Consider the following 21,633-nt stretch of genomic DNA (forward strand, 5'->3'; position numbering starts at 1 on the left):
GCCCGCTGCAGTCGGTCGCGCTCCGAGCAGATCCGGTGAGGGCCTTAACACCCCGTCGTCACGAGGAACGCCTTGAGATACGCCCCGGTCTGGTAGACGTAGTTGTACGCCCATTCCCCGGCCGAGAGGTGGTTCTCGCCGTACACCTGCACGGTGTCGTCTGGCAGGCAGCGCTGCATGACCAGCCGGGTGCGCGTCACGTGCGGGGTCATCGTGATCACCGCGACGTCGTCCCAGCCGCGCTCGTCGGCGAGCGCCGCGAGCGCGCGGGCCTCCCCCTGCGTGGTGAACGGGTCGGGGGTGAAGCAGATGACCGTCACCCCCGCGGGCGGGTCGTCACACACCCGCACCGTCTGGTCTGCGGCCCGTGAGATCACCACGGTGTCGGTCACCCCGTCGCCGGTCATGGCGAGCGCCCGCTCGACACGCCACTGGGCGGGCGGGCCGAGCACGAGGACGGCGTCGGCGTGCTCGGGCACGTCCACCCGGGGGAACATGAGCACCGGCGTCATCACGGCGAGCCAGGCGGCGATGAGGACGGCGAGTGCGGCGAGGATGCGGCGCGGCCCGCGTGACAGCCGCTCCCGTGCCGTCACGATGCACAGTGGTCGAGGGTCTCCGTGGAGGCCTCGACCGGGTGCACCATCGGAGTGGTGAGCAGGTCGAGCGGTGACTCGTCCTGGACGCCGTCGGCGACGAACGTGAGCCGCACGGTCGTCGTGGTGCCGAACGCCATCTGTGTCACCACCCGCACCCCGGGGCGCCCGAGGGTCTCGCCCTGCTGGGAGACGCTCTGCTCAAGCCCTCCCCTGAGCACCTCCATCCCGGTGAACCGGCTGCCGCTCGGCCCGAAGGCGTAGATGTCGGTGCCGAACCGCTGATTCGACTTGGGGCCGTCCGGCAGCACGTACTCGGGCAGCTGCTGGGCTTCCTCGGGCGTGATCGTCGAGGTGAGCGTGACGTCCACGGTGTAGGTCGTCGAGCCGTCGGCGCTGCAGGTGTACCGGCGGGCCACGTCGCTGCTCGTCACGTGGTAGTCGATCTTCGATCCCGTCGTGTCCCACAGGTACACCGCCATGCGGGTGGCGCCGTCATCGCCGCTGCCGTCGTCGGGGATCACCCCCTGCAGCTCCGGGCTGACGGAGAGCGCCTGCTGCACCTGTGCGTCGGCGCTCCAGAACAGCAGCCGCCGCTCGTCGATGGACTGGCTGAGTGCAGCGATCATCTCGCCGGAGTCGACTTTCTGTGTGGTGAGCGCGTTGAACACGCTCGCCGCGGCGGAGGCGAAGTAGGCGTCCTGCGCGGCCGGCAGCGGATAGCGCGCGTAGACGTCGCTGAGCACGGTCTTGACGACGTTGTCACTGGTGAGCACGTCGCCGTTCGGCATGGTGACCGGGCCGGTGGCGCGCAGCAGGTAGCTCAGCCCCACGGGGTCGAAGGTGAGCACGCCGTCGATCTGCGCGGTGCCGCCGGCCTCCGTCCACCAGCCCTTCGCCATGGCCGCCACGGCCGGCAGGTCGGGAAACCCGGTCATGTCCATCTCGAAGCGCGACACGTTCGGGACGAACACGCTGTAGGCGCCGTCCGGCAGCTCGGCGATCGCGTTCGGGTGGGCGCCGCCGTAGTTGTTGTTGAAGCTGCCGCTGTCCTTCTGATCGGCGATCTCGAGCCGGCCGTCCTCGACCCGCAGCAGCATCAGCGAGGCGGGGTTGCCGCCGAGCGAGCGCACCTCGGCGTTGTTCTGGAAGAGCAGCAGGTAGTTCTTCGGCCCGTCCGCGCCGAGCACCCCGGGCAGCAGGCTGCCGAGCGAGGCCGCCTGGCGGACGGTCGGCTGCAGCCCGTCGATCTGGTCGCGCAGCTCGCCGACCCCGTCGCCGACCTGTGAGATCAGCGGGTCGGTGTCGATGGCGTCGAGCTCGTCCCTGGCGTCGCTAAGCCGAGTGTCGAGCGCCGGCAGGTCGTCGATGATCGTCTCAAGTCCGTCCATGTCGAGCGCTCCGTCGTGCACAAGCTGGTCCGGGTCCATCGCGAGGATCCGCCCGGCCAGCGGTGCGGCGTCGTCGAGCAGCCCCGCAGTCTGGTCGGCGACGGTGCGCACCGCCGCGAGGTTCGCCCCCAGCGCCGGGGCGGCCGTGCCGATCGTCCAGGACACCCCCGAGGTCTCGTCACGCGCGGAGCCGGCCAGCGCCCGCGCCTGGTCATAGGCGTGCTGTGCCCCGGACCTGTCGCCGCTCTGATAACGGTCGCCCACGAGCGAGAGCTGGGCCTTCGCCTGCTGCAGGTCGTCGCGGGTGGCGAACGCGTGCCGGACGACCTGCACTCCGATCACGACCAGCGCGGCGATGAGGACGACCACCACGGCCAGGATGATCCACGGCCAGCGACGCCGCGTCCGTCGCGCACGGCGATCACGACGATCGCGGCGGGGATGGGGCATGGCGTCGGTCTCGAGCGCATGGGTCATGCCCTCCAGCGTACCCATGCCGCGATCGAGGCCACACCCCACCGGGCGTGGTCACACCGACCCGGTCGCAGCCACCACGCAGCCGGTCGCACCCCGAGGGCCCTGCGACAGATTCGCGGCCGGCGACCGTAGACTGGTTCGATGAACGTCCGGCTTCGGCATCGCGCCGGCGGTGGGCGCCGCTCCCTGTGGCCGACCGCCGCGCTGGTCGGCTATGCCCTGCTGCTGACCGCTGTGGCGTTCTGGCCGTCCCCGGTGGACCGCGGCGTCGACCCGGCGCTCGAATCGGCTCTGACCTGGCTGCACGCCCACGGCCTGCCCGGGATGTTCGACTATGCCTTCGTCGAGCGGTCCGCGAACGTCGTGCTCTTCGTCCCGCTCGGCCTGTTCGTCGCTCTGCTGCTGCCCCGCCGGCGCTGGTGGATCGCGGCACTGACCGGCCTAGCCGTCTCCGGCGCCATCGAGACGGCCCAGCTGCTCCTGCTGCCCGCACGCTTCGCGACATTGGACGATGTGGCGATGAACACGACCGGCGCACTGCTCGGCGCCGCGGCCTCGCTGCTGCTGCGCCGCCGGTGACCGGACGAGCTTCTCCGCGGACGGGCCCGCGCCCCTGCGGCGACGAATCGCCGCACTTGACATTGCAGTGACTGCAAGTTTACAGTCACTGAACGCGGCGTCCGAGCGATGACGCCCGCCGCGCATCCCCCATCTGCATCCTCCTGGAAGGCCCCATGCCCGATCTGACCGACTCTGCCCGCTCCAATGCCACCGACGAGACCGCATCAGCATCCTCCGTCGACACGGCCGCCGCGGCCGCCGCATCCACCGACACCACCCAACCCGACGCACCCGTCTGGGACGGCGTGATCCTGCCCAAGCGGCAGATCAACCTGATCTTCGTCGCGCTCATCATCGTGATGCTGCTCAGCTCGCTCGACCAGATGATCTTCTCCACCGCGCTGCCGACGATCGTCGGCGAGCTCGACGGGGTCGAGCACATGCTGTGGGTGTCGACCGCGTACATCCTCGCGGCGACGATCATGATGCCCGTCTACGGGAAGATCGGCGACCTGCTCGGCCGCAAGCCGATCATCATCGGCGCGGTCGGGCTGTTCCTCGCCGGATCGGTGATCGGCGCGCTCGCCGACAGCATGGCCTGGCTGATCATCGCCCGGGGCGTGCAGGGGCTCGGCGGCGGCGGCCTGATGATCCTCTCGCAGGCGGTCATCGCCGACGTGGTGCCGCCGAAGGATCGCGGCCGGTACATGGGCCCGATGGGCGCCGTGTTCGGCCTCGCCGCGGTGAGCGGCCCGCTGCTCGGCGGCTGGTTCACCGACGGCATCGGCTGGCGCTGGGCGTTCTGGATGAACGTGCCGCTGGCCGTCATCGCGATCATCGCACTGATGGCGCTACTGCACCTGCCCCGCCACAGTGCGAGCGGCACCCGGGTCGACTGGCTCGGCACCGCGCTGATGGCGATCGCGGTCACCTGCCTGGTGCTGTTCAGCTCCTGGGGCGGCAACACGTACGACTGGGACTCCCCGCAGATCATCGCCCTGATCGCCGGCACCGTCGTCTTCGGCGCGCTGTTCGTGTGGGCGGAGTCGCAGGCGGTCGAACCGCTCATCCCGCTGCACCTGTTCCGCAACCGCAACTTCAACCTCACCACGGCCGCGAGCCTCGCGATCGGCATCGCGATGTTCGGCACCCTCGGCTACATGCCCACCTATCTGCAGATCGTCCACGGCGCGAACGCGACCGAGTCAGGCCTGTGGATGCTGCCCATGGTCGCCGGCATCATGGTCACCTCGATCCTCTCCGGCTGGCTCGCGAGCGCGACCCCGCACTACAAGTGGATGCCGCTGGTCAGCATGCTCGTCACGATCGCCGGGCTCGTGATGCTCGGCGGCCTGCAGGCGGACTCGCCCCTGTGGCAGGTGCAGGCTGGGGTGGCCGTGGTCGGCGCCGGCATCGGCCTCGGCATGCAGATCCTCGTGCTGGTCGTGCAGAACGAGTTCCCCGCCGCCGAGGTCGGCACGGCCACCGGTGCGAACAACTTCTTCCGCGAGATCGGCGCGACTCTGGGCTCGGCGATCGTCGGCAGCGTGTTCACCTCCCGGCTGACGACGCTGCTGACCGACCGGCTCGCCGATGCCGCCCAGGCCGCCGCCGCATCCGGACAGGCACCGGATGCGCTGGCCCAGACCCCGCAGATCGACTCGATCACCCCGGGCGCGGTGGCGCAGCTGCCGGAGGCGATCCGGGTGCTCGTCACCGGCGCGTACAACGACGCGCTCACCCCGGTGTTCCTGTGGCTCATCCCGCTGCTGGCGATCGCGTTCGTGCTGCTCGCGTTCGTGGAGGAGCACCCGCTCAAGCAGGGTGCGATGCCCGGGGCACGGCGTGGCAGGAGTCGACGATGAGCGCCGACGCCGGAAGCGCCGCTCGAGACGCAGGGGGCGCGGGCCACTGCTCGCTGCGTGAGCGCAAGCAGCGTCGCACCCGCGCCCGGATCGAGCACATCGCGGTGCGACTCGTGGCCGAGCGCGGCTATGACGCGGTGTCGGTCGAGGAGATCTGTGCCGAGGCGGACGTCTCCCCGCGCACGTTCTACAACTACTTCGGCACGAAGGACGCCGCTGTGCTCGGCGTGCTGCCGGACACCCCGGACGACGCACTGCAGGCGTTCATCGACGATGACCGCGCGCTGATGGACGCCGCTGACACGGCATGCTGTTCTCACGGAGACAGGGGCCGCAACGACGTCGAGTCCCGGTGCACCGGCGATGAGGGTCGGGGAACGCCCGTCACATCCGCCGCCTCCGGCCACCCGAACGACACCCTCGACGGGCTGCTGTGGCTGTTCTCGCGATCGGAGCACAACCCGCTGCGGCATCCCGATCTCGGCCAGGCCCGGCGACGCATCCTGCAGACGAACCCGGCACTGCTCAGCGAGCACCTGACCCGTTCCCGCCCGCTGCAGCGGAGCGTGCACGACGCCATCGCCGCACGGATCGCCCACGAGCGCGGCATCGCGGCGAGCTCCCCCGAGGCCTGTCAGCAGGCACACCTGTTGTTCGCCGCGGCGGGAGCGGTGCTGCACGTGGCGATGGGTGTGACCCTGACAGAGACCGGCCCCGGCGCTGCCTCCGCCGCTGACGATGTCACACCGGGCACACGCTCGGAGACCGCCGCCACGGTGCTGGCCCGCCTTCGAGCCGCCCGCCGGATCACCGCAGCGCTGCTGACGGGCGCCGAGGACGTCTGAGGGCGGCCGGCGCGACGATTGCGCTGGAGGGCGAGGGGATCATCCCGGCCGATGCGGCTCCCGCCGGCCCCGGTTGCTGCGCCCGTCTGCCGGATTCCGCCCGGCGGTTGAGGGCCGCATTTCGTGCACACATCGAGAGCAGTGTTCGTGCTCACACGGGCGGCCGGGAGGTCGGCGACGTGTGCCATCTGGTTGCCGGCAGCATCGCGCACACGAGCGGCAGACACCGTTGAAGCCGGCGTGTGGTCGCCCAGGCAGGCATCAGGTCGTCAGGATGTCTGGGATCCCCGCAGACGTCGCCCGGGCTCAGGCGACCGGCCCTTCTGCGAGCGTGACGGTGGCGGTGTGAGAGGCCCCTTGAGCATCGGTCCAGGTGACGGTCACCTGGTCGCCGACCGCATGGTCGCCGATGAGCTCGCTGAGCCGGGTCGCCCCGGTCACCGTCGTGCCGTCGATCGCGGTGATCGTGCTGCCCGCGGTGATGCCCGCCTCGTCGGCAGGACCGCCGTCGACCACGCCAGCGATCAGCGCCCCGGACGCCGAGGACCGGCTGGAGCCAGCGGAGGACCCGTTCGCCGACGAGCCGAAGCCGTTGCGCCCAGACCCCTCGCTCAGGCCAGAGCCAGAACCGCTGGAGCCAGAACCGCTGGAACCAGAACCGCTGGAACCAGAACCACCGCGGCGGGAACCGCCGCTTGAGCTGAGAGTGACCCCGAGGAACGCGGTGCCGCCGATGTGCACCTCGTCGGTGCCCTCGCCGCTGCGGATCTGGTCGGCCACGGCGAGCACCGTGTCGATCGGGATGGCATAGCCGGTCGTGGTCGTGGCCCCCGAGGAGCCAGCCCCGCCGAACGAGCCCGACCCACCGGACACGGAGCTTCCGAGAGCGGTGCCACTCGGCGTCGGTCCGGCGACGGTCGAGACCACGCCGCTGTCAGTCGAGCCGCCGACAGCCGCCCCGTCCCGTCCGGCGGCCGACTCGCGCTGGCCGGCGGTGACCGTGGTGGCGGAGCCGGCCCCCTCGTCCTGCCGCCAGCCGGCGCCGAGCGAGCCGGAGGATCCGCTGCCGCCACTGGTCGACGCGGCCACGGTCATCGCGACCACCTGGCCGTCGCTGTCGAGGACGGGGCCGCCGGAGTCGCCGGAGACGACATCGGCCTGGAACTCGATCAGCCCGCTGAGCTGCTCCGACTCCTCACCGCTCGTGGAGCTGGTCGTGATGCCCCTGTCCGTGTCGGTGACCGCGCCGGACGCCGCGACGAGCTCCCCGCGCCCCTCGGCATTGCCGATCGCGGTGAGCGTCTCACCGGTGGAGACACCGTCGTCGTCGAAGTCAGCGGTGGCCAGGTCGGAGGCGCCCTGCAGCTGGAGCAGAGCGACGTCTTTGTCGGCGTCGGTACCCGCGACGGATGCCGTGTAGGTGCGGCCGGTGGACGGGATCGTCACGCTGATCTCGGTGGCTCCCTCGACGACGTGGTGGTTGGTGAGCACGAGTCCGTCGCTGGTGAGCACGATGCCGCTGCCGGCGGCCTCGCCGTTGCCGTACCCGAGCACCGTCTCGATGATCGCCGCACCCCGCTGCTGATCGTCGGTGGCCGTGGTGATGCCACTCGATGTGGTCGAGCCTGAACCGTCAAGCCCCAGCGCGGGCAGTGCCGAGATCGCCCCGGACCCGGACGCCCCGCCGAGCCATCCGGACGCGAGCCCACCGCCGAGGACGAGCCCGATGCCCAGAGCCACCGTGCCGCCGAGCGCGAGCACGCCGCGCAGGACGTGGTGAGGGCTGCGGTGTCCGGCGGTGCCGGTCGTGCCCGTGCCGGATTCGGGATCGGCTGTGCTCGCGCCGAACGCCGACGCGTCCCCTCTCGCCGGGCCTGCTGCGGGTGTGTCATTCATGCCCATGATGCCTCCGTGTGCGATCCACCTGTCGTCGGCGGGGTTCGTCGGCGACACTCCCAGTGAATCGCGGAGGGCCTCGGCGCGACCTGTGCGGTCACAGCGGCGGGCTGTGGGGATGCTGTCGCAGACCTGTGTGCGGATCGGGCCGGGAGCGGCGTGCCCCGCCCGCCGCAGGGATGCTCCACTGATCGAGGCGGATCCTTGCCCAGCGCCTAACTGCACCCATCCGCAGCGGGCCCTCAGACCTGGACGCCATCGCGAGCGCGTGGGTCGCGCACACCGCCTGTCCTGGGGATGGGCCCGGCCCGCTCAGGCCGTCCGGGCTCAGCGCACGTCGCGGCCGCGCACCGGCAGGCCGACAAGCGGGGCGATCAGGCACACGTCGAGCGCTCCGACCAGCACGAACAGCGCGCCCACGACGGCGAGCGCCCACCAGCCACCGCCCAGCGCGGCGCCGATCGCGATCAGCGCCGCTCCCGCGACGACGCGCAGCCAGCGTCCGCCCGACGTGGCCATGAACCTCACGAATGCCTTCATGTCTGCTCCTCTGCTCGTGTGAACGCCGCGTGTGCGCAGGGCTCGGGCGCTGACGTGCGCGGGGCTCGTCATGCGGAATACGCGTGCGCACATGTGCACGGCACTCCTCTTGATGCCTTCCCTCGACCGGTGATGCGTCCGGCCTCCGACCAGTGATGCACCCAAGCCGATCGCACGCCGGCACCATGAGCCTAATACCCATGGCGGTATCCGACGAGAGGCCTGTGTGTCTGAGCATCCCACTGCCTGCCCGAACACCTGTCTGACTGTGTCGAACACCGACCTGCGACCATTTCCGCGCCACCACCTCCACGGACAGTCACATCTGCACCGCCTCGTGGCGCAGACCCGGTCATCCGGCGGATCACCGGCGCGATTCCGGTCGGCCGCTCTCGCACGCCCCGCTCGCACGCACCGGCCGATCGCACGCGCCCTGTGCGCCTCGGGCTCACCCCGCGGTCACGCGGCGCACCTGCGGGCATTCCCGGCGCAGCATTCGTCGCACCCGCCCGGTCAGGTCGAGCTGCGCGACCGGGCAGCCCCGACACGTGCCCCCGAGCCGCACGCGCACGTCGATCCCGCCCGCGGACTCGGTCACGCCCAGCAGCCGGATGCGCCCGCCGTGCCGGCGCAGCATCGCCGCGACCGGCCCGTCGACGAGTGTGCGCACCTGTTCGAGGACGTCCCCCTCGCCCGTGGCGCGCACCCGCCATGCCGCCCGGGGTTCGGCCACGCTCGCACGGACGGCCGCCTCGACGCGTGCGCCCTCGCGATCCCGCTGACGCCGCTCGGCACCGACAGAGCGTGCCGCTGCGGCCGCCGACACGTCACCGACAGCGGACACATCCGTGGTGCTCCGGCCTGCCACGGCCCGGGCGCCCTCCCCTGGCATCGCCCCCCACCGCGTCACGAGGGCGTCGGCGGCCAGGCGAACGTCGCGCAGCGTCCCCTCGTCGCACAGCGCCTGCAGCGGGGCCGGCATCACCGTGAGCGCGCCCCATCCGCCGGCGCAGGACGCGATGCGTGCGAGCACGCGTCCTGGCATCACCCAGCGCACCTCGTCGGCCGCCGCGCCGGCCTCGGCGTGCAACAGGAGCTCGCCCGATGGCCGGGGCGTGCTCTGCGCTGGAAGCGCACCCGGCGCGGTACCGGCCTCGACACACGACGAGGTCGCACCCCGCCGGCTCATCCCACCACCAGCGCGGTGAGCGTCCGCGCCGCGAGCGCCATCACCCAGGCGAGCGTGCCGTAGCCGGCGAACGCGGCGAGCGGCCACCGCCACGTGCCGGTCTCGCGGCGCAGCACCCCGAACGTGGACATGCACTGCATCGCGTAGACGAAGAACACCATGAGCGCCACCGTCGTCGGGGCGGTGAACACGGGCTGGCCGGCTTGGGGGCCCTCGTCGAAGGTCATCGCGGCCAGGGCGTCGTCGGGCTCCTCCGGGTCGGTGGCGGCGACCATCTGGCCGAGGGTGGCGACGAACGTCTCGCGCGCCGACAGCGACGAGAGCACGGCGACGTCGACCCGCCAGTCGAAGCCGAGCGGGTCGAACACGGGCTCGACGGCGTGCCCGATCGCGGCGGCGGCCGAGTGCTGCATCGTGTACGTCGCCACGGCGCCCGAGTCGTCGGGGTCGACGCCGGCCTGCCGCAGCACGTCCGTCCCGGCCACGGGGACGTTGAGCAGTGCCCACAGCACGATCGTGGTGCCCAGGATGATCGTGCCGACCTTGCGAATGAACCCTTTGACCGGCTGCCACACCGCCTGCCCGAGAGTGCGCGGGTCGGGCCAGCGGTAGGGCGGCATCTCCATCGTGAACGGCATGATCACGCCGCGGCGGCCGGTCGCCCAGGTGATCACGCGGGCGGCGGCCATCATCGACGCCACCCCGAGCAAGTACAGCGCGAACATGGCGAGACCGCGCCCGTCGAGGCCGAGCCAGCGGGCGTCCTCGGGCACGAGCAGCCCCACGAGGATGCTGTAGACGGGCAGCCGGGCCGAGCAGGTCACCAGCGGCATCGTCATCATCGTCGCGAACCGCTGTCTGGCGTCGGGCAGGGTGCGCGTGGCCATGATGCCCGGGATCGCGCACGCGAACGAGCTGAGGACGCTGACGAACGCCCGCCCCTCGAGCCCGGTGGACGCCATGGTGCGGTCCATCAGGAACGCGGCGCGTGAGAGGTACCCGCTCTGCTCGAGCACGGCGATGAGCACGAACAGCAGGGCGATCTGTGGCACGAAGGTGAGCACGCCGCCGACGCCGCCGAGCAGGCCGTCGGCGACGAAGCCGGCCAGCAGTCCGTCGCCGAACGTGCCGGTGACCCAGGCGCCCGCGGCGGCAAACCCGTCGCCGATCGCGTCCTGCAGCGGCGTGGCGAGGGTGAAGATGATCTGGAAGAACACGACCAAGACCGCGAGGAAGACGAGCACACCCACGACCGGGTGCAGCAGGACACGGTCGAGCCGTCGGGTGCGCGCGTCCGGCGCCGCGGGCCGGTAGCGGGCGCAGTCCAGGACGGATGCGACCCATGCGTCCTTCGCCGCGGCGTCGGCCGGCGGCAGGACGGGCGGGGCCGGCCAGCGGTCGACGTCGCCGAGCAGGTCGCGCACCGCGGCACCGCGGCCGTGGCGTCCGTCGGAGAGCACCACCGGCACCCCGAGCGCTCGGGACAGCCCGGCGACGTCGAGGCTGCCGCCGCGCGCGGCGAGCTCGTCGGGCATGGTGACCGCGAGCATCGCGGGGATGCGCAGGCGCAGCACGTCGGCGACGAGTAGCAGCGAGCGGCGCAGCGTGGTCGCATCAGCGGCGATGACGATCGCGTCGGGACGGGGGTCGGGGCCCTCTCCGTGCAGCGTGTCGGCGACGATGCGCTCGTCGACGCTCGCAGGCTCGAGGCTGTAGGTGCCGGGGAGGTCCTCGATGACGGCCGTGCGGCGGTGTCGGCCGGGGCGGGCGGGCAGCCGGCAGGCGCCCGTGATGCGGGAGACGGTGACGCCCGGGTAGTTGCCGGTGTGGGCGTGGCCGCCGGTGAGGCGGTTGAAGAGCGTGGACTTGCCGGCGTTCGGGGAGCCGACGAGGGCGACGCGCAGGTCGGCGTCGGCGGGGACGGATGCGGTGGGGGCGCCGTGGCAGCCGGGCGTGGTGGTGGGGGTGCCGAAGTGGCCGCCGGCCCCTGTGCCGGATGGGGCTGCGGAGGCGCCGTGGCTGGACGCGCTCTCGGGTGCGTTCTCGCGGGAGGCGGACGTGTCCTCGGGATGACGGCGGGACATCAGCGTGCGGCCGCCTCGCCGTGACCCGGATCGTCCGCCTCGACGCGGTTCGCGCACTCCGTCTCACCTCGGGCGGAGTCCGCCGCTTCACCTGGGGCGGGGACGCTCGCCGCCTCGACCATGACGAGCTCGGCCTCGCAGCGGCGCAGGCACATCGCGCTGTCACGGAAGCGCAGCTGCAGCGGCCCGCGCAGCGGCGCTCGCCGCTCGACGGTCACGGTCGTGCCGGGGGTGAGGCCGAGATCCCGCAGCCGGCGGATGCGACCGGCGTCGACCGCATCGTCGCGTCCGGACGCGGCGATGTCGCGGATCACCACGGCCACCCCGCAGGGGATCTCGGTCAGCTGGCATTGGTCGTGCGAGCCGAACGAGAGGTGTGAACTGGTCGAGTGGTCTGAACCGGTCGCACGGTGCGAACCGACCGATGCAGTTCGTCCCTGCACAGGCACGCGCGGCACCTGAACCCGCATCGCACACTCCTTCGTCTCTCACTGGCTCCGTCAGACGCGGCACGGACAGACGGCGTCGGAACAACCCCAGAGGGACAGCGGTGAGGCTGCCCTCACACAGTCTAACGCTGGCGAGGTTCACCTCAATACCCGGGGATGGATGGAGCGCGTGCGCGCGGACGGAACTCGAGCACTGAGAGGGAGATCTCGTGCACACCGATGGCGGATTCGCGCACACAGACGTGGATTCGCGCACACAGACGTGGATCGTGAGCGGAGGGCACGACCAAGTCTGCGCCACAGACGCCACACACGACCACGAACGCGCCAGTCTCTGGCGCAGACATGGTCGTCTCAAGGGGAGCTGGCGCGAACATGGTCGTGCCCTCGACCACTGCCCGCCCTGAACCCGCTCAGGGCTCGCCATCAGACCCCGGCCCGGCCCGTGCAGCGTGCAGCGACCACCCGCTACCGTTGACACCGTGGACGTCGATCTGCGGGAACTCCGCTATGCGCTGACCGTGCGCGCCGAGGGCGGCATCTCCCCCGCCGCGCGCCGCCTGCGCCTCGCCCAGCCCGCACTGAGCCAGGCGGTCACCCGGCTCGAGCGCCGGCTCGGCTTCGCCCTGTTCACCCGGGGCCGCGCGGGGATGCGCCCCACACCCGAGGGAGACCGGTACCTCGACCGCGCCCGCGAGCTCGTGCTCGGCGCCGAGCGGCTGAGCACCCTCGGCCAGCGGCTGCGGACGGGGACCTCTCCCTCCGACGACCTGCAGCGGCTGAGGGTCGCCGCCGCCCCCACGATCGCCGCGGGGCTGCTGCCGGCCGCGCTCTCCGCCTCCTCGATCACGCTGCCGGACGTCCGCGTGGTCAGTGAGGCCCGCCAGCTCGCTCGGCTTCGCGAGGCGGAGCTCGACCTCGGCGTCATCCGCGCCTGGCCGCAGGACGCGTCGGCGCCGTCCGCGCCGTCCGCGCCGTCCGCGCCGCCCGCCCGCGCCGAGTTCGATCGGGTCCCCGTGGTCACCGCCGGTGACCTGTGCTGGCGTCCGCTGCCCGGCGAACCGCTGTGGCTGGCCGTGCCCGCCGCGCATGGGCTGCCGCCGGGTCCAGCGACGCTCGACGGGATCGCCGATCTCACCCTGCTCTCCTGGCCACGCGACGTGGCCCCGCAGGCGCATGACGCGATCAGCCGCGCACTGGCCCGGGCCGGGGTGCGCCCGCACCGCGCGCATCCGCAGTCGAACGACATGGATCAGCTCTCGCTCGTGGCGTGCGGAGCCGGCGCCGCGCTCGTCCCGCGCTCGACGGTGACCGACGCGCACGGCGCACCGGTGGACCGGCCCGGCCTGGACGTCCGCCCGCTGGCCGACCCGCTCGCGCTCAGCCCGCTGTCAGTGGTGCACCGGGCTGATGCGACGGCTGCGGTCGCGGACGCCGCTGGCCGGCTGGCCGGGATGCTCGCGGGAGTGCTGGGCGCGATGCGGGCGGATGCGGGGGTCGGCTCCGCCTGAGCCCGGCGGACGCAAGGTGGGCAGGTCGTCAGGCCAGGCCGGCGCGGGCGCGATGCCCGGCGAGCCCGTACCACTCCTCGTCGTACAGGTCGGGGGTCTCACCGCGGGAGAGCTCGCTGACCCAGGCGCCGAACAGCGGCGCGAACTTGAACCCGTTGCCGTTCATGCCGGCGGCGAAGGCGATCGTGCCCGAGTCGTCCACGCCCACGATCGGCGCGTCGTCAGGGGTGAACGCGTCGTGGTGCATGCTCGCGCGCACGGGCTCGGGGTTGAGATCCGGGAAGAACCGGTGGGCGATCTCGCCGATCTCGCGCAGCTTGTCGGCGCCGGGCATCTCGGGCACCTCGGCGACGTCGTCGAAGACGCCGAACAGCGAGCCGGCGCTGGCCTTGATGCTGAACCCGTCGAGGGTCGGCACGCCGAACAGGTGTTCAAGCCCGCCGTCATCGGTGCGCCGGTCGCGCAGGAACACGGGGAAGCGATCCGGGGTGAACAGCTCGATGTGGTGCGGGGCGAACCAGGTCAGCGACAGCGGGTGCACGGTGAGCAGGTCGGCGAGGCCGGGCAGCAGACGGCCCGCCCACGAGCCGGCGGTGACGATCGCGCGTCCGGCGTGGATCGTCTGCGGCTCGGGCCCGCCAATCGTGACGGTGACCCCGCCGTTCGGGTCGCGGGCGATGCCGGTGACCGGGGTGTTCGTGAGGATCGTCGCCCCCGCCTTCGCCGCGAGCTCGAGACCGCTGAGCACGGTCAGCTCCGGGCGCAGGCCGCCGGAGAGGGTGTCGAGCACCGCGACGTCGCCCTCGTCGACGGCGTGCTGCGGGAACCGCTCGCGCAGCTCCGCGGTGTCGAGTTCCTCGGCGGGCAGATCGTTCTCGGCAACGCACTGGCGCACCGTCGCGATCGGCTCGCAGCCCTCGGGGCCGACGTTGAGCACACCGGTGGGCAGGAAGAGCTGGCGGCCGGCGACCTCCTGCAGGTGCTGCCAGCGCTCACGCGCCTTGAGCAGCGCCGGCACGTACCGGGCTCCCTCGTGCACGGCGACGCGGAACACGCGCGACTCGCCGGTGAAGCTGCCGTGCGTGTGGACGGGCCCGTACTGTTCGATGCCCACGACCCGATCAGCGCGGTCCCCGGCCGCCTTCGCCTCCTCCCACAGCGCGAGGGACCCCATGGTCCCGAGTCCGATGACGACGACGTCCGCCTGCATGATGTGCCTCTTCCCTGTCGGCCTGATGAGTGCTGCCCGGCCGGCCGACCGGTTCACCGGGAACGCCGACGAGCTGTCCGCCCGCGACCCGGTTGACCGGTCGATCGGTCGATCTGCGTCACAGTCCACCACGTCGGCTCCGGCCGCCGGGCCGTGCGGCCATATCGAACGCGTATGGCGGCATACGGGTCGGCCCGTCGGCGGCTTGGACCGCAGCACGTGACGACCTCCGTGCAGAGCGGTCACCATGCACGGCGACAGTGCTTGTGCACGGATCTGCCACGTTGTGGCAGAACCATGCACAACCGGCAGGTCGGTGCACGGAGGGGGCGCCCCGCGCAGGCCTACAGTCCCGCCAGCTCGTCCCTGGCGAGCACGACGTCCGAGGGCTGCACGTCGCTGGTGAAGTACGGCGCGAGCTGGTCGGTGTAGTCCTGTTCGAAGAAGCCCTCGTCAGTCAGCGAGGTGATCCGCTCGTTGACCCAGCCGAGCAGGTCGCTGTTGCCCTTGGCCACGGCCGGGGCGATGTACGACTGGTCGCCGAGCTGCTTGATACCGACGGTGTAGCCGGGGTTGTCCTTCGCCCACGAGTACAGGTACGTGTTGTCATCGGCGAGAGCGGCGGCACGGCCGTCCTGGAACGCCTGGAACTGCTGGGTCTTCGAGTCGTACTTCGACTGCTCGATGCCCGGCTCGTTCTCGGTGAACCACTGCTCGGCGGTGGTGCCTTTGTTCACCGCGAGGGTCTGGCCCTCGAGCTGCGACACATCGGTGATCAGCGCGCTGTCGGGCGACACCACGCCGATCGAAACCTTCATGTACGGCTTGGCGAAGTCGACGACCTCCTTGCGCTCGTCGGTGACGGTGAAGTTCGCGAGCACGAGGTCGGCCTTGTCAGAACGCAGCGTGTCGACGCGAGCGTCAGCGTTGACGGGAACCCACTCGACCGTCACGCCCAGGTCCTGGGCGAGCCGCTCGCCGAGCTCGACGTCGAAGCCGGTGTTCGTGCCGTCGTCCTTCGTGTACCCGTACGGCTTCAGGTCGGTGAAGGTCGCGATGCGGATGCTGCCGCGATCCTTGATCTCCTGCACGGTCGCGCCCGTCTGCGACTGGGGCGACGAGTCAGCCGAGCCGCTCGCGCAGCCGGTCAGCGCGACCGTGACGACGGCGGTGGCGGCGAGTGCCGCGAACGTACGACGGGTGATCCTGTTCATGATTCCTCCTGCGATAGGTCCGGTCTGAGCCGGGTGAAGCGGACACGGCGCCAGGCCGGCCCGCAGGTCATGCTGGCATGTGGGCGCGACGGTACGCCCGCATGTGTCGTACTGTGGCGTGCGGCTCGGCCCCGCTCCAGGCGACCGACACGCACGGGTGCCAGGTCGCGTCCCCGGCCGGCCGGTCTCGGGCAACCCGGTGCACGCCCGACGTGTCGCACCGGGTGCGCGCTCCGGGCCTCATTCGAGCGGGGCCATGCTCTCCAGGAACGCGCGGGCGCGGTCGGTGCGCGGGTGGTCGAAGAACTCCGCTCCCCCGGCCCGCTCGGCGATCACGCCGCCGTCGAGGAAGAGCACGGTGTCGGCGATGCGCCGGGCGAACTCCATCTCGTGGGTGACGACGATCATCGTCATGTCGTCGCGGGCCAGGTCGAGCAGGATCTCGAGCACCCCACGCACCATCTCGGGGTCGAGGGAGGCGGTGATCTCGTCGAAGAGCATGAGCTCGGGGCGCATGGCGAGCGCGCGGACGATCGCGACCCGCTGCCGCTGCCCACCGGAGAGCTCACGCGGGTACGCGTCGCGATAGTCGCCCATCTGCACCCGGTCGAGCAGACGGTCCATGTCGGCGTCGACCTCGTCCCGGTCGCGATGCTGCACCTTGAGCGGGGCGAGCCGGATGTTCTCGGCGACGGTGCGGTTCGGGAAGAGATCGTAGCTCTGGAAGACCATGCCGATGCGCGTGCGCAGCGGACGCCAAGCGTCCTCCTGAGCGCGGGCGCGACGAGCCAGCGCTCGGCGGCTCGGGTGGCGGTCCGCCAAGCCGGTCGCGTCGACGACGGTGGCCCCGCCGAACTCGATGCGACCGCCATCGATCGTCTCCAGCCCGTTCAGACAGCGGATGAGCGTCGACTTGCCCGATCCGGAGGGTCCGAGCAGCACCTGCACGCTGCCGCGGGGCACCTCGAAGGTCACGTCGCGCAGCACCTCGCGGTCGCCGAAGCGCTTGGCGAGATCGGTGACGCGCAGCAACGGCTCGGCGGGCTGGTCGTCGACGGATGCGGTCATCGGTCACGCTCCTCGGTACGGCGCTCGAGCCGACGAGCCAGCCGGGCGAGCGGCCAGCAGACGGCGAAAAAGAGCGCAAAGATGAACAGGTAGATCCAGAACGGGGCATCCGGGGCGTTGTCCCGGTTGGCCTCCATGATCTGCTGGCCCACGGTGACGACGTCGAGCACGCTGATCATGAGCAGCAACGACGTGGTCTTGATCACGCGGGTGGCCAGGTTGATCGTGGCCGGCACCATCAGCGGGATCGCCTGGGGGATACGCACCCAGCGCAGCAGCTGCATCCGCCCGAGCCCCAGTGCGCGGGCCGCGTCGACCTGCGCGTCCGGCACCGACTGCAGGCCACCGCGCACGACGTCCCCGATCTCGGCGGCCACCCACAGTGCGAACGCGACGACGGCGACGACCTCGCCGCCCACCTGCACGCCAAGCTCGCGGGGCAGGATGTAGTAGAAGAGGAACAGCAGCACGAGCGTCGGCACGATGCGGAAGAACTCGAGGTACAGCCGCAGCACCGTGCGCAGCAGGCGGCTCGGCAGCAGGCGCAGCACCCCCATCACCACACCCAGCGGGATGCCGATGGCGAGGGAGAGCAGCGCGATGCGCACCGAGACCCACAGCCCGCCGAGCAGACGCAGCAGGATCGTCGGGTCGAGCAGCAGCTCAGCGCCGGAATGCACCACGACGCACCCTCCTCTCCAACAGGGTCAGCCCGACCGACAGGGGGATCAGAATGATCGCGTATGCCACGACGAGCAGGAACAGGTACTCGTCGGTGCGGTAGTACATGCCGATCAGGTACCGTGCCGTGTTCGTCAGCTCGGGCACGGCGATGACGGTGAAGATCGAGGTCTCCTTGACCAGGAAGATCATGTTCGCGGCGATCGCCGGCACACTCAGCGAGAGCCCCTGCGGCAGGGTCACGAAGCGGGCCTGCTGCAGGCGTGACAGACCAAGTGCGCGTGCGGACTCGACCTGCGCGTCCGCCACCCCGGCGAACCCGCCGTGGAACGCACCGGCCATGTAGGCGCCGCCGAGCAGACCGAGGCCGACGATCGCGCAGGTCTCGGCCGACATCCGCAGACCGACCGACGGCAACGCGTAGTACAGGAAGAACAGCTGGATGAGCAACGGGGTATTGCGCAGCAGCTCCTCGTACCCGGCGGCGACGCGGCCGAGCACGGGCACCTCGAACTGGCGGGCGAGGGCCGCGGCCGCGCCGACGACGAGCGCGATCGCGATGCCAACGGCGCTCAGCCACAGCGTGGTCCAGAAGGCGTCGACGAACAGCGGGATCGCCTTCGCGATCACCGTCCAGCTCATCGCGACCACCTTCCTGTCCTATTCTGCTCCGCGACCCGTGCGCCGCTGTCGACCGCGGGCCGCTGGCCGGGCGCCCGAGACCGCCGTGCCGGACATCCGGTCTGTCATCCGAGACCGCCGTTCCGAGGGCCTGCCCTAGCACCCCCTGACACCGTTCCGGGCGACACAGCTTCTCAACGATAGACGTCCACGACGACCACGACCAGGGGCCACTGAAACATTCGTTCACACTCGCTCGCCCGCCAGCACATTCTCAGCACCTTCCGTGCCCGCTCGTGCACCGACCTGCCGCCCGAACACCAACCTGCCACCCCTGGCAGATCCGTGCCATACGGATCCTCCGTGGCAGGTCCGTGCACGGGGAGGGAGACGGGCCCTACCGGCAGCGGCCCGTCCCCCGCGTTGCCCGCCTCTTCCGCGGCGGCGTGAGGATGATCCACCCGGTCACCGCTGACCCGCCGACGAACCACACCGCCCACCAGGGGAACCCCGGTGCCCCGATGCCGCCGAGGCTCTCGCCGCCGCTGTCGTCGGTGTCGGCGATGCGCTTCGCGTGCACCATGAACCGGTGGCTGTTGACGCCGATCGGCGTGCAGGTGAAGAGGGTCACCCAGTCCTCTCCGGGCACGATTTTCAGCGAGTCAGTCTCGTTCGGCAGCACGGTCTCGGTGCTCATCACCTGGTAGCGGTGGTCCTCGCCGAGCACGCTGATCCAGAACACATCGCCGACCTGTGCTCGAGTCAGGTTCGTCAACAGCTTCGCGTGGATGAGCCCGGAATGTGCGGTGAGCACCGCGTGCGTGTTCGGTCCGCCGACGGGCAGTGACGTGCCATACAGGTGTCCGAGTCCCTTCGACAGGGTCTCGTCGGCCGTGCCGTGATAGATGGGCAGGCCGATGTCGAGGGCCGGGTAGCTCAGGGTGCCGATCGCGTCGGTGCCACTGACACGCAGCAGATTCTCGTACGCCTGGTATACGGCGGTGCGCTGGGCCTCGTCGGGGTTCTGCTCGATGTACGGGTCGGTCAGCGGCCCGACCTGCAGCGTCTGGTTGTATGCGTATGCGGCGTCGAGGATGCGCTGCCGCTCCGCCGACGGCGTCTGCTCCACCCCCTGCAGGTACCCCGAGATCTCGCGGCTCGCGGCCAGCCGGGCGAACCAGTCGGCCGCCTGCGGGTACACGAGCAGCCCGATGGCGATCATCGCGACGATCTGCAGCAGGATGCCGCGGCGCAGTCGCCGGCGCTGCCGCGGCGTCCGTCTGCGCCGGCGGCGGCTCCGGCGGTGTCCTTGGGGATGCTGCCCCGCCCCCGCCTCACCGGCTGCGGTCTCGCCTGTGGTCGCCGCCGCAGGCCCGCCCTCGCGCGCGGACGCTCCCTCGACGGGAGTGCCTGTCCCTGCCTCGCCGGCTGCGGTCATCGGGCGCCCGGGTTCGCTGCCGGCCCCGCGCTCCCGTCGGGGTTCGCGCCAGAGGCACCGGCTGCCCCAGCAGTGACCTCGGCCGTCGCCCGCCCCCGTCGGCGCGCGGCGAGACCGAGCAGCACGAGCACTGCGGCGAGCAGCACAGCACCGGAGGCCTGCAGCCCGGTGCGGGCGAGCGTCCCCGGGCCGAGCGCGCCGCCGGGGCCGAGCAGGCCGGCCGCGCCCTCGTCCGCCTGTCGCACCTGCAGGGTGACGATCTGTGCGTCGGTGACCGAGTTTACGATGGCCGCCTGCGGGGTCAGATCGCCGGTCCAACCGGCGGGGAATGACACCGGCATCACCCAGTACTGCCGGTACAGCGGGTCATCGGTGTCGCGGTCGAGCCCGTCGACGAAACCGGAGAACCGCAGCCCGTGCAGCAGCACGCGGCCGTCGGTGTCGGTCGTCCACTCGCTCACGCCTTCGATGGTGACCGGGTCGCGCCCGGCGAGTGCGTCCTCCGCCGAGAGGTACAAGCGTAGGCGCGTGCCGGGGATGCGATGGTCTGGGCGGCCCTGCTCGGTCACGATGATCTCGAGCGGGCCCCACTTCGTGGTCGCCGTGTCGGTCAGCCGGCTGGTCTGGTCGGCGTCGGCGACGCCGTCGTCGGTGATCACCAGGCGCACCCGGTTCGTGTGCTCGCCCTCGGCGGTGACGACGGTCGGGTAGGCGACGTGCACCTCGAGGTCGGGGTTCGTGGCGCGCAGGTCGGCGAGTCGGGTGCGCCCGGCGTCGGTGAACGCGACGGTGATGAGGGTGCCGTCGACGGCAATGGTCACGTCGTCGGCGCCGAGGGCCGTGCCGTCGCCGAGTGTGACGGCGACCTGGTCGGCGGTCGGAGGTTCGAGCCCGTCGGCGACCCGGTTGAGCACGCGGTAGACGCGCAGCGGCTCGGCGCGGGGCACGGTCGTGCGGCTCGTCCACCGCACGGTGTCGCCGAGCACGACGGCGTCGGCGTCATCGACGGCGAGGTCGGCGCTGGCGCCGGCGTTCTTCGGGTAGACGTGCACGGTCTCAAGCCACCCGTCGCCGGCCGGGTTCGTCAGCGGCAGGGCGACCAGGAAGGGATCGCTGGAGGCGTATCCGTCGGGTGTGACGGTCTCGTCGACCAGGTACAGCCCCACGCCGAGCGGCGCGAGGCTCGCGAGCCCGCTGGCGTCGGTGGTGCGGGTGACGTCGGGGGCGGCGTCACCGATGCGGGCGATCGCGTCGGCGGCGGTGAACGTCGAGGCCTCGGCGCGGCCGGCGTCCGTGGTCAGGTCCAGGCCGGGCACGCGGGTCGCGGTGAACGTGGCCCCGGCGACCGGGGTGAGCCCGGAGACATCCTGCTCGACGCCGCTGGCCGGCTCGCCAAGCTGCTCGGGCTGATCGAGCTTGTGCACCTCGATCGCCGTAGTCGCGTCGGGGTCGATGGATGCGATGGTCACGCGCCCGGCGCTCTCATCGCTGGCGGATGCGGTGGTCGCCTGCGCAGCTCCGGCATCCCCGGCAGGCACTGTGCCCGCTGCGGATGTGCCAGCCGGGGACGCTGCGGTGGTCGCCTGTGCCCGGGGCCCGGTGACGAGCAGCAGGGCGAGGGCGAGCAGCACGGTCAGCAGGATGCCGAGCGGGCGGGTCGTGGTGCGCCACGCACCGGCCTGGTCGGGCACACGGGGCTGGTGGAGGAGCCGCACGGACACGTCAGCCGAGTGCCCCACCGCACGCCCGCCCGGACGGGTCATGCCCGTCGACGTGCTCGGGACGTAACCGGTCTGCGACCGTTCGCTGTCCATGCGGGTCCTCCTCCCTCGTGCGCTGCTGGTTCTGCTGTTCCTGCTGCAGGTGTCCAAGGTGGCCTGGGTGCCTCCGTCGTGACGTCGGCGGTGTGGTGCCGTCGCGCGGAGAGCGCCCGGGGCTCCGGTTTCAGAGACCACGCAGGGCGCCCCGGCTGTGCTGCTCGGGGCAGTCACGCGTCC

18 protein-coding genes are annotated in these 21,633 nt (G+C 71.6%); 4 read left to right on the forward strand and 14 right to left on the reverse strand.

The window, feature by feature from the left end; all coding sequences use genetic code 11:
* Positions 1 to 44 precede the first annotated feature (44 nt).
* Together F8O02_RS05640 and F8O02_RS05645 are read right to left on the reverse strand one after the other, a co-directional pair.
* The gene (locus F8O02_RS05640; RefSeq protein WP_158036256.1) at positions 45 to 596 is read right to left on the reverse strand and encodes a YdcF family protein; all 552 of its coding nucleotides are present in this window, start codon (positions 594 to 596) and stop codon (positions 45 to 47) included.
* A complete protein-coding gene (locus F8O02_RS05645; protein ID WP_179416363.1) occupies positions 593 to 2,464 on the reverse strand; it encodes a DUF4012 domain-containing protein in 1,872 nt (623 codons plus the stop codon). Before F8O02_RS05645 ends, F8O02_RS05640 begins: the two co-directional genes overlap by 4 nt.
* Positions 2,465 to 2,605: 141 nt before the next feature.
* Between F8O02_RS05645 and F8O02_RS05650 the strand changes: the two genes are divergently transcribed.
* The 3 genes from F8O02_RS05650 to F8O02_RS05660 all read left to right on the forward strand — a co-directional run bounded on the left by F8O02_RS05650 (position 2,606) and on the right by F8O02_RS05660 (position 5,735).
* The gene (locus tag F8O02_RS05650; protein WP_158036258.1) at positions 2,606 to 3,043 is read left to right on the forward strand and encodes a VanZ family protein; all 438 of its coding nucleotides are present in this window, start codon (positions 2,606 to 2,608) and stop codon (positions 3,041 to 3,043) included.
* A 155-nt stretch (positions 3,044 to 3,198) separates the two neighbouring features.
* Positions 3,199 to 4,890 carry an MDR family MFS transporter gene (locus F8O02_RS05655; RefSeq protein ID WP_179416364.1) on the forward strand — a complete coding sequence of 564 codons (1,692 nt, stop codon included), beginning with the start codon at positions 3,199 to 3,201 and terminating at the stop codon, positions 4,888 to 4,890.
* Positions 4,887 to 5,735: a TetR/AcrR family transcriptional regulator gene (locus F8O02_RS05660; protein ID WP_158036259.1), complete on the forward strand. Its 849-nt coding sequence runs from the start codon at positions 4,887 to 4,889 to the stop codon at positions 5,733 to 5,735. Before F8O02_RS05655 ends, F8O02_RS05660 begins: the two co-directional genes overlap by 4 nt.
* Positions 5,736 to 6,041: 306 nt before the next feature.
* On the opposite strand, the gene F8O02_RS05665 is transcribed toward F8O02_RS05660, so the two are convergent.
* The 5 genes from F8O02_RS05665 to F8O02_RS05685 form a co-directional block, all read right to left on the reverse strand.
* Positions 6,042 to 7,631 (reverse strand): S1C family serine protease, encoded by a 1,590-nt coding sequence (locus F8O02_RS05665; protein ID WP_179416365.1) that lies wholly within the window; start codon positions 7,629 to 7,631, stop codon positions 6,042 to 6,044.
* Positions 7,632 to 7,958: 327 nt separating this feature from the next.
* Entirely contained in the window at positions 7,959 to 8,171 is a 213-nt protein-coding gene (locus tag F8O02_RS05670; RefSeq protein WP_158036261.1) for a DUF2892 domain-containing protein, read from the reverse strand.
* 448 nt (positions 8,172 to 8,619) lie between these two features.
* Positions 8,620 to 9,261, reverse strand: coding sequence for a NifU family protein (locus F8O02_RS05675; RefSeq protein ID WP_179416366.1), 642 nt, complete (start codon positions 9,259 to 9,261; stop codon positions 8,620 to 8,622).
* 95 nt (positions 9,262 to 9,356) lie between these two features.
* The gene (feoB, locus tag F8O02_RS05680) at positions 9,357 to 11,444 is read right to left on the reverse strand and encodes a ferrous iron transporter B (RefSeq protein WP_158036263.1); all 2,088 of its coding nucleotides are present in this window, start codon (positions 11,442 to 11,444) and stop codon (positions 9,357 to 9,359) included.
* A complete protein-coding gene (locus F8O02_RS05685; protein ID WP_158036264.1) occupies positions 11,444 to 11,914 on the reverse strand; it encodes a FeoA family protein in 471 nt (156 codons plus the stop codon). Before F8O02_RS05685 ends, feoB begins: the two co-directional genes overlap by 1 nt.
* Positions 11,915 to 12,375: 461 nt before the next feature.
* Between F8O02_RS05685 and F8O02_RS05690 the strand changes: the two genes are divergently transcribed.
* On the forward strand, positions 12,376 to 13,404 hold the full coding sequence (locus F8O02_RS05690; RefSeq protein ID WP_158036265.1) for a LysR family transcriptional regulator: 1,029 nt from the start codon (positions 12,376 to 12,378) through the stop codon (positions 13,402 to 13,404).
* A 28-nt stretch (positions 13,405 to 13,432) separates the two neighbouring features.
* Here the strand turns inward: F8O02_RS05690 and F8O02_RS05695 are convergent, their stop codons facing one another.
* The 7 genes from F8O02_RS05695 to F8O02_RS05725 all read right to left on the reverse strand — a co-directional run bounded on the left by F8O02_RS05695 (position 13,433) and on the right by F8O02_RS05725 (position 21,450).
* The gene (locus F8O02_RS05695; protein ID WP_179416367.1) at positions 13,433 to 14,614 is read right to left on the reverse strand and encodes an FAD-dependent oxidoreductase; all 1,182 of its coding nucleotides are present in this window, start codon (positions 14,612 to 14,614) and stop codon (positions 13,433 to 13,435) included.
* 344 nt (positions 14,615 to 14,958) lie between these two features.
* Positions 14,959 to 15,828 carry a transporter substrate-binding domain-containing protein gene (locus F8O02_RS05700; RefSeq protein ID WP_158036267.1) on the reverse strand — a complete coding sequence of 290 codons (870 nt, stop codon included), beginning with the start codon at positions 15,826 to 15,828 and terminating at the stop codon, positions 14,959 to 14,961.
* A 240-nt stretch (positions 15,829 to 16,068) separates the two neighbouring features.
* Positions 16,069 to 16,896: an amino acid ABC transporter ATP-binding protein gene (locus tag F8O02_RS05705; protein ID WP_158036268.1), complete on the reverse strand. Its 828-nt coding sequence runs from the start codon at positions 16,894 to 16,896 to the stop codon at positions 16,069 to 16,071.
* Positions 16,893 to 17,576, reverse strand: coding sequence for an amino acid ABC transporter permease (locus F8O02_RS05710; protein WP_225734134.1), 684 nt, complete (start codon positions 17,574 to 17,576; stop codon positions 16,893 to 16,895). Before F8O02_RS05710 ends, F8O02_RS05705 begins: the two co-directional genes overlap by 4 nt.
* Positions 17,560 to 18,219, reverse strand: coding sequence for an amino acid ABC transporter permease (locus tag F8O02_RS05715; RefSeq protein ID WP_158036270.1), 660 nt, complete (start codon positions 18,217 to 18,219; stop codon positions 17,560 to 17,562). The genes F8O02_RS05710 and F8O02_RS05715 overlap by 17 nt, the downstream gene beginning before the upstream one ends.
* A gap of 376 nt (positions 18,220 to 18,595) precedes the next feature.
* Entirely contained in the window at positions 18,596 to 19,636 is a 1,041-nt protein-coding gene (locus F8O02_RS05720) for a class C sortase (RefSeq protein ID WP_225734135.1), read from the reverse strand.
* Entirely contained in the window at positions 19,633 to 21,450 is a 1,818-nt protein-coding gene (locus tag F8O02_RS05725) for a SpaH/EbpB family LPXTG-anchored major pilin (protein ID WP_158036271.1), read from the reverse strand. The genes F8O02_RS05720 and F8O02_RS05725 overlap by 4 nt, the downstream gene beginning before the upstream one ends.
* Between the last annotated feature and the right edge of the window lie 183 nt (positions 21,451 to 21,633).

The organism is Pseudoclavibacter caeni, from assembly GCF_008831125.1.
GTDB classification, from domain to species: Bacteria; Actinomycetota; Actinomycetes; order Actinomycetales; family Microbacteriaceae; genus Pseudoclavibacter_A; species Pseudoclavibacter_A caeni.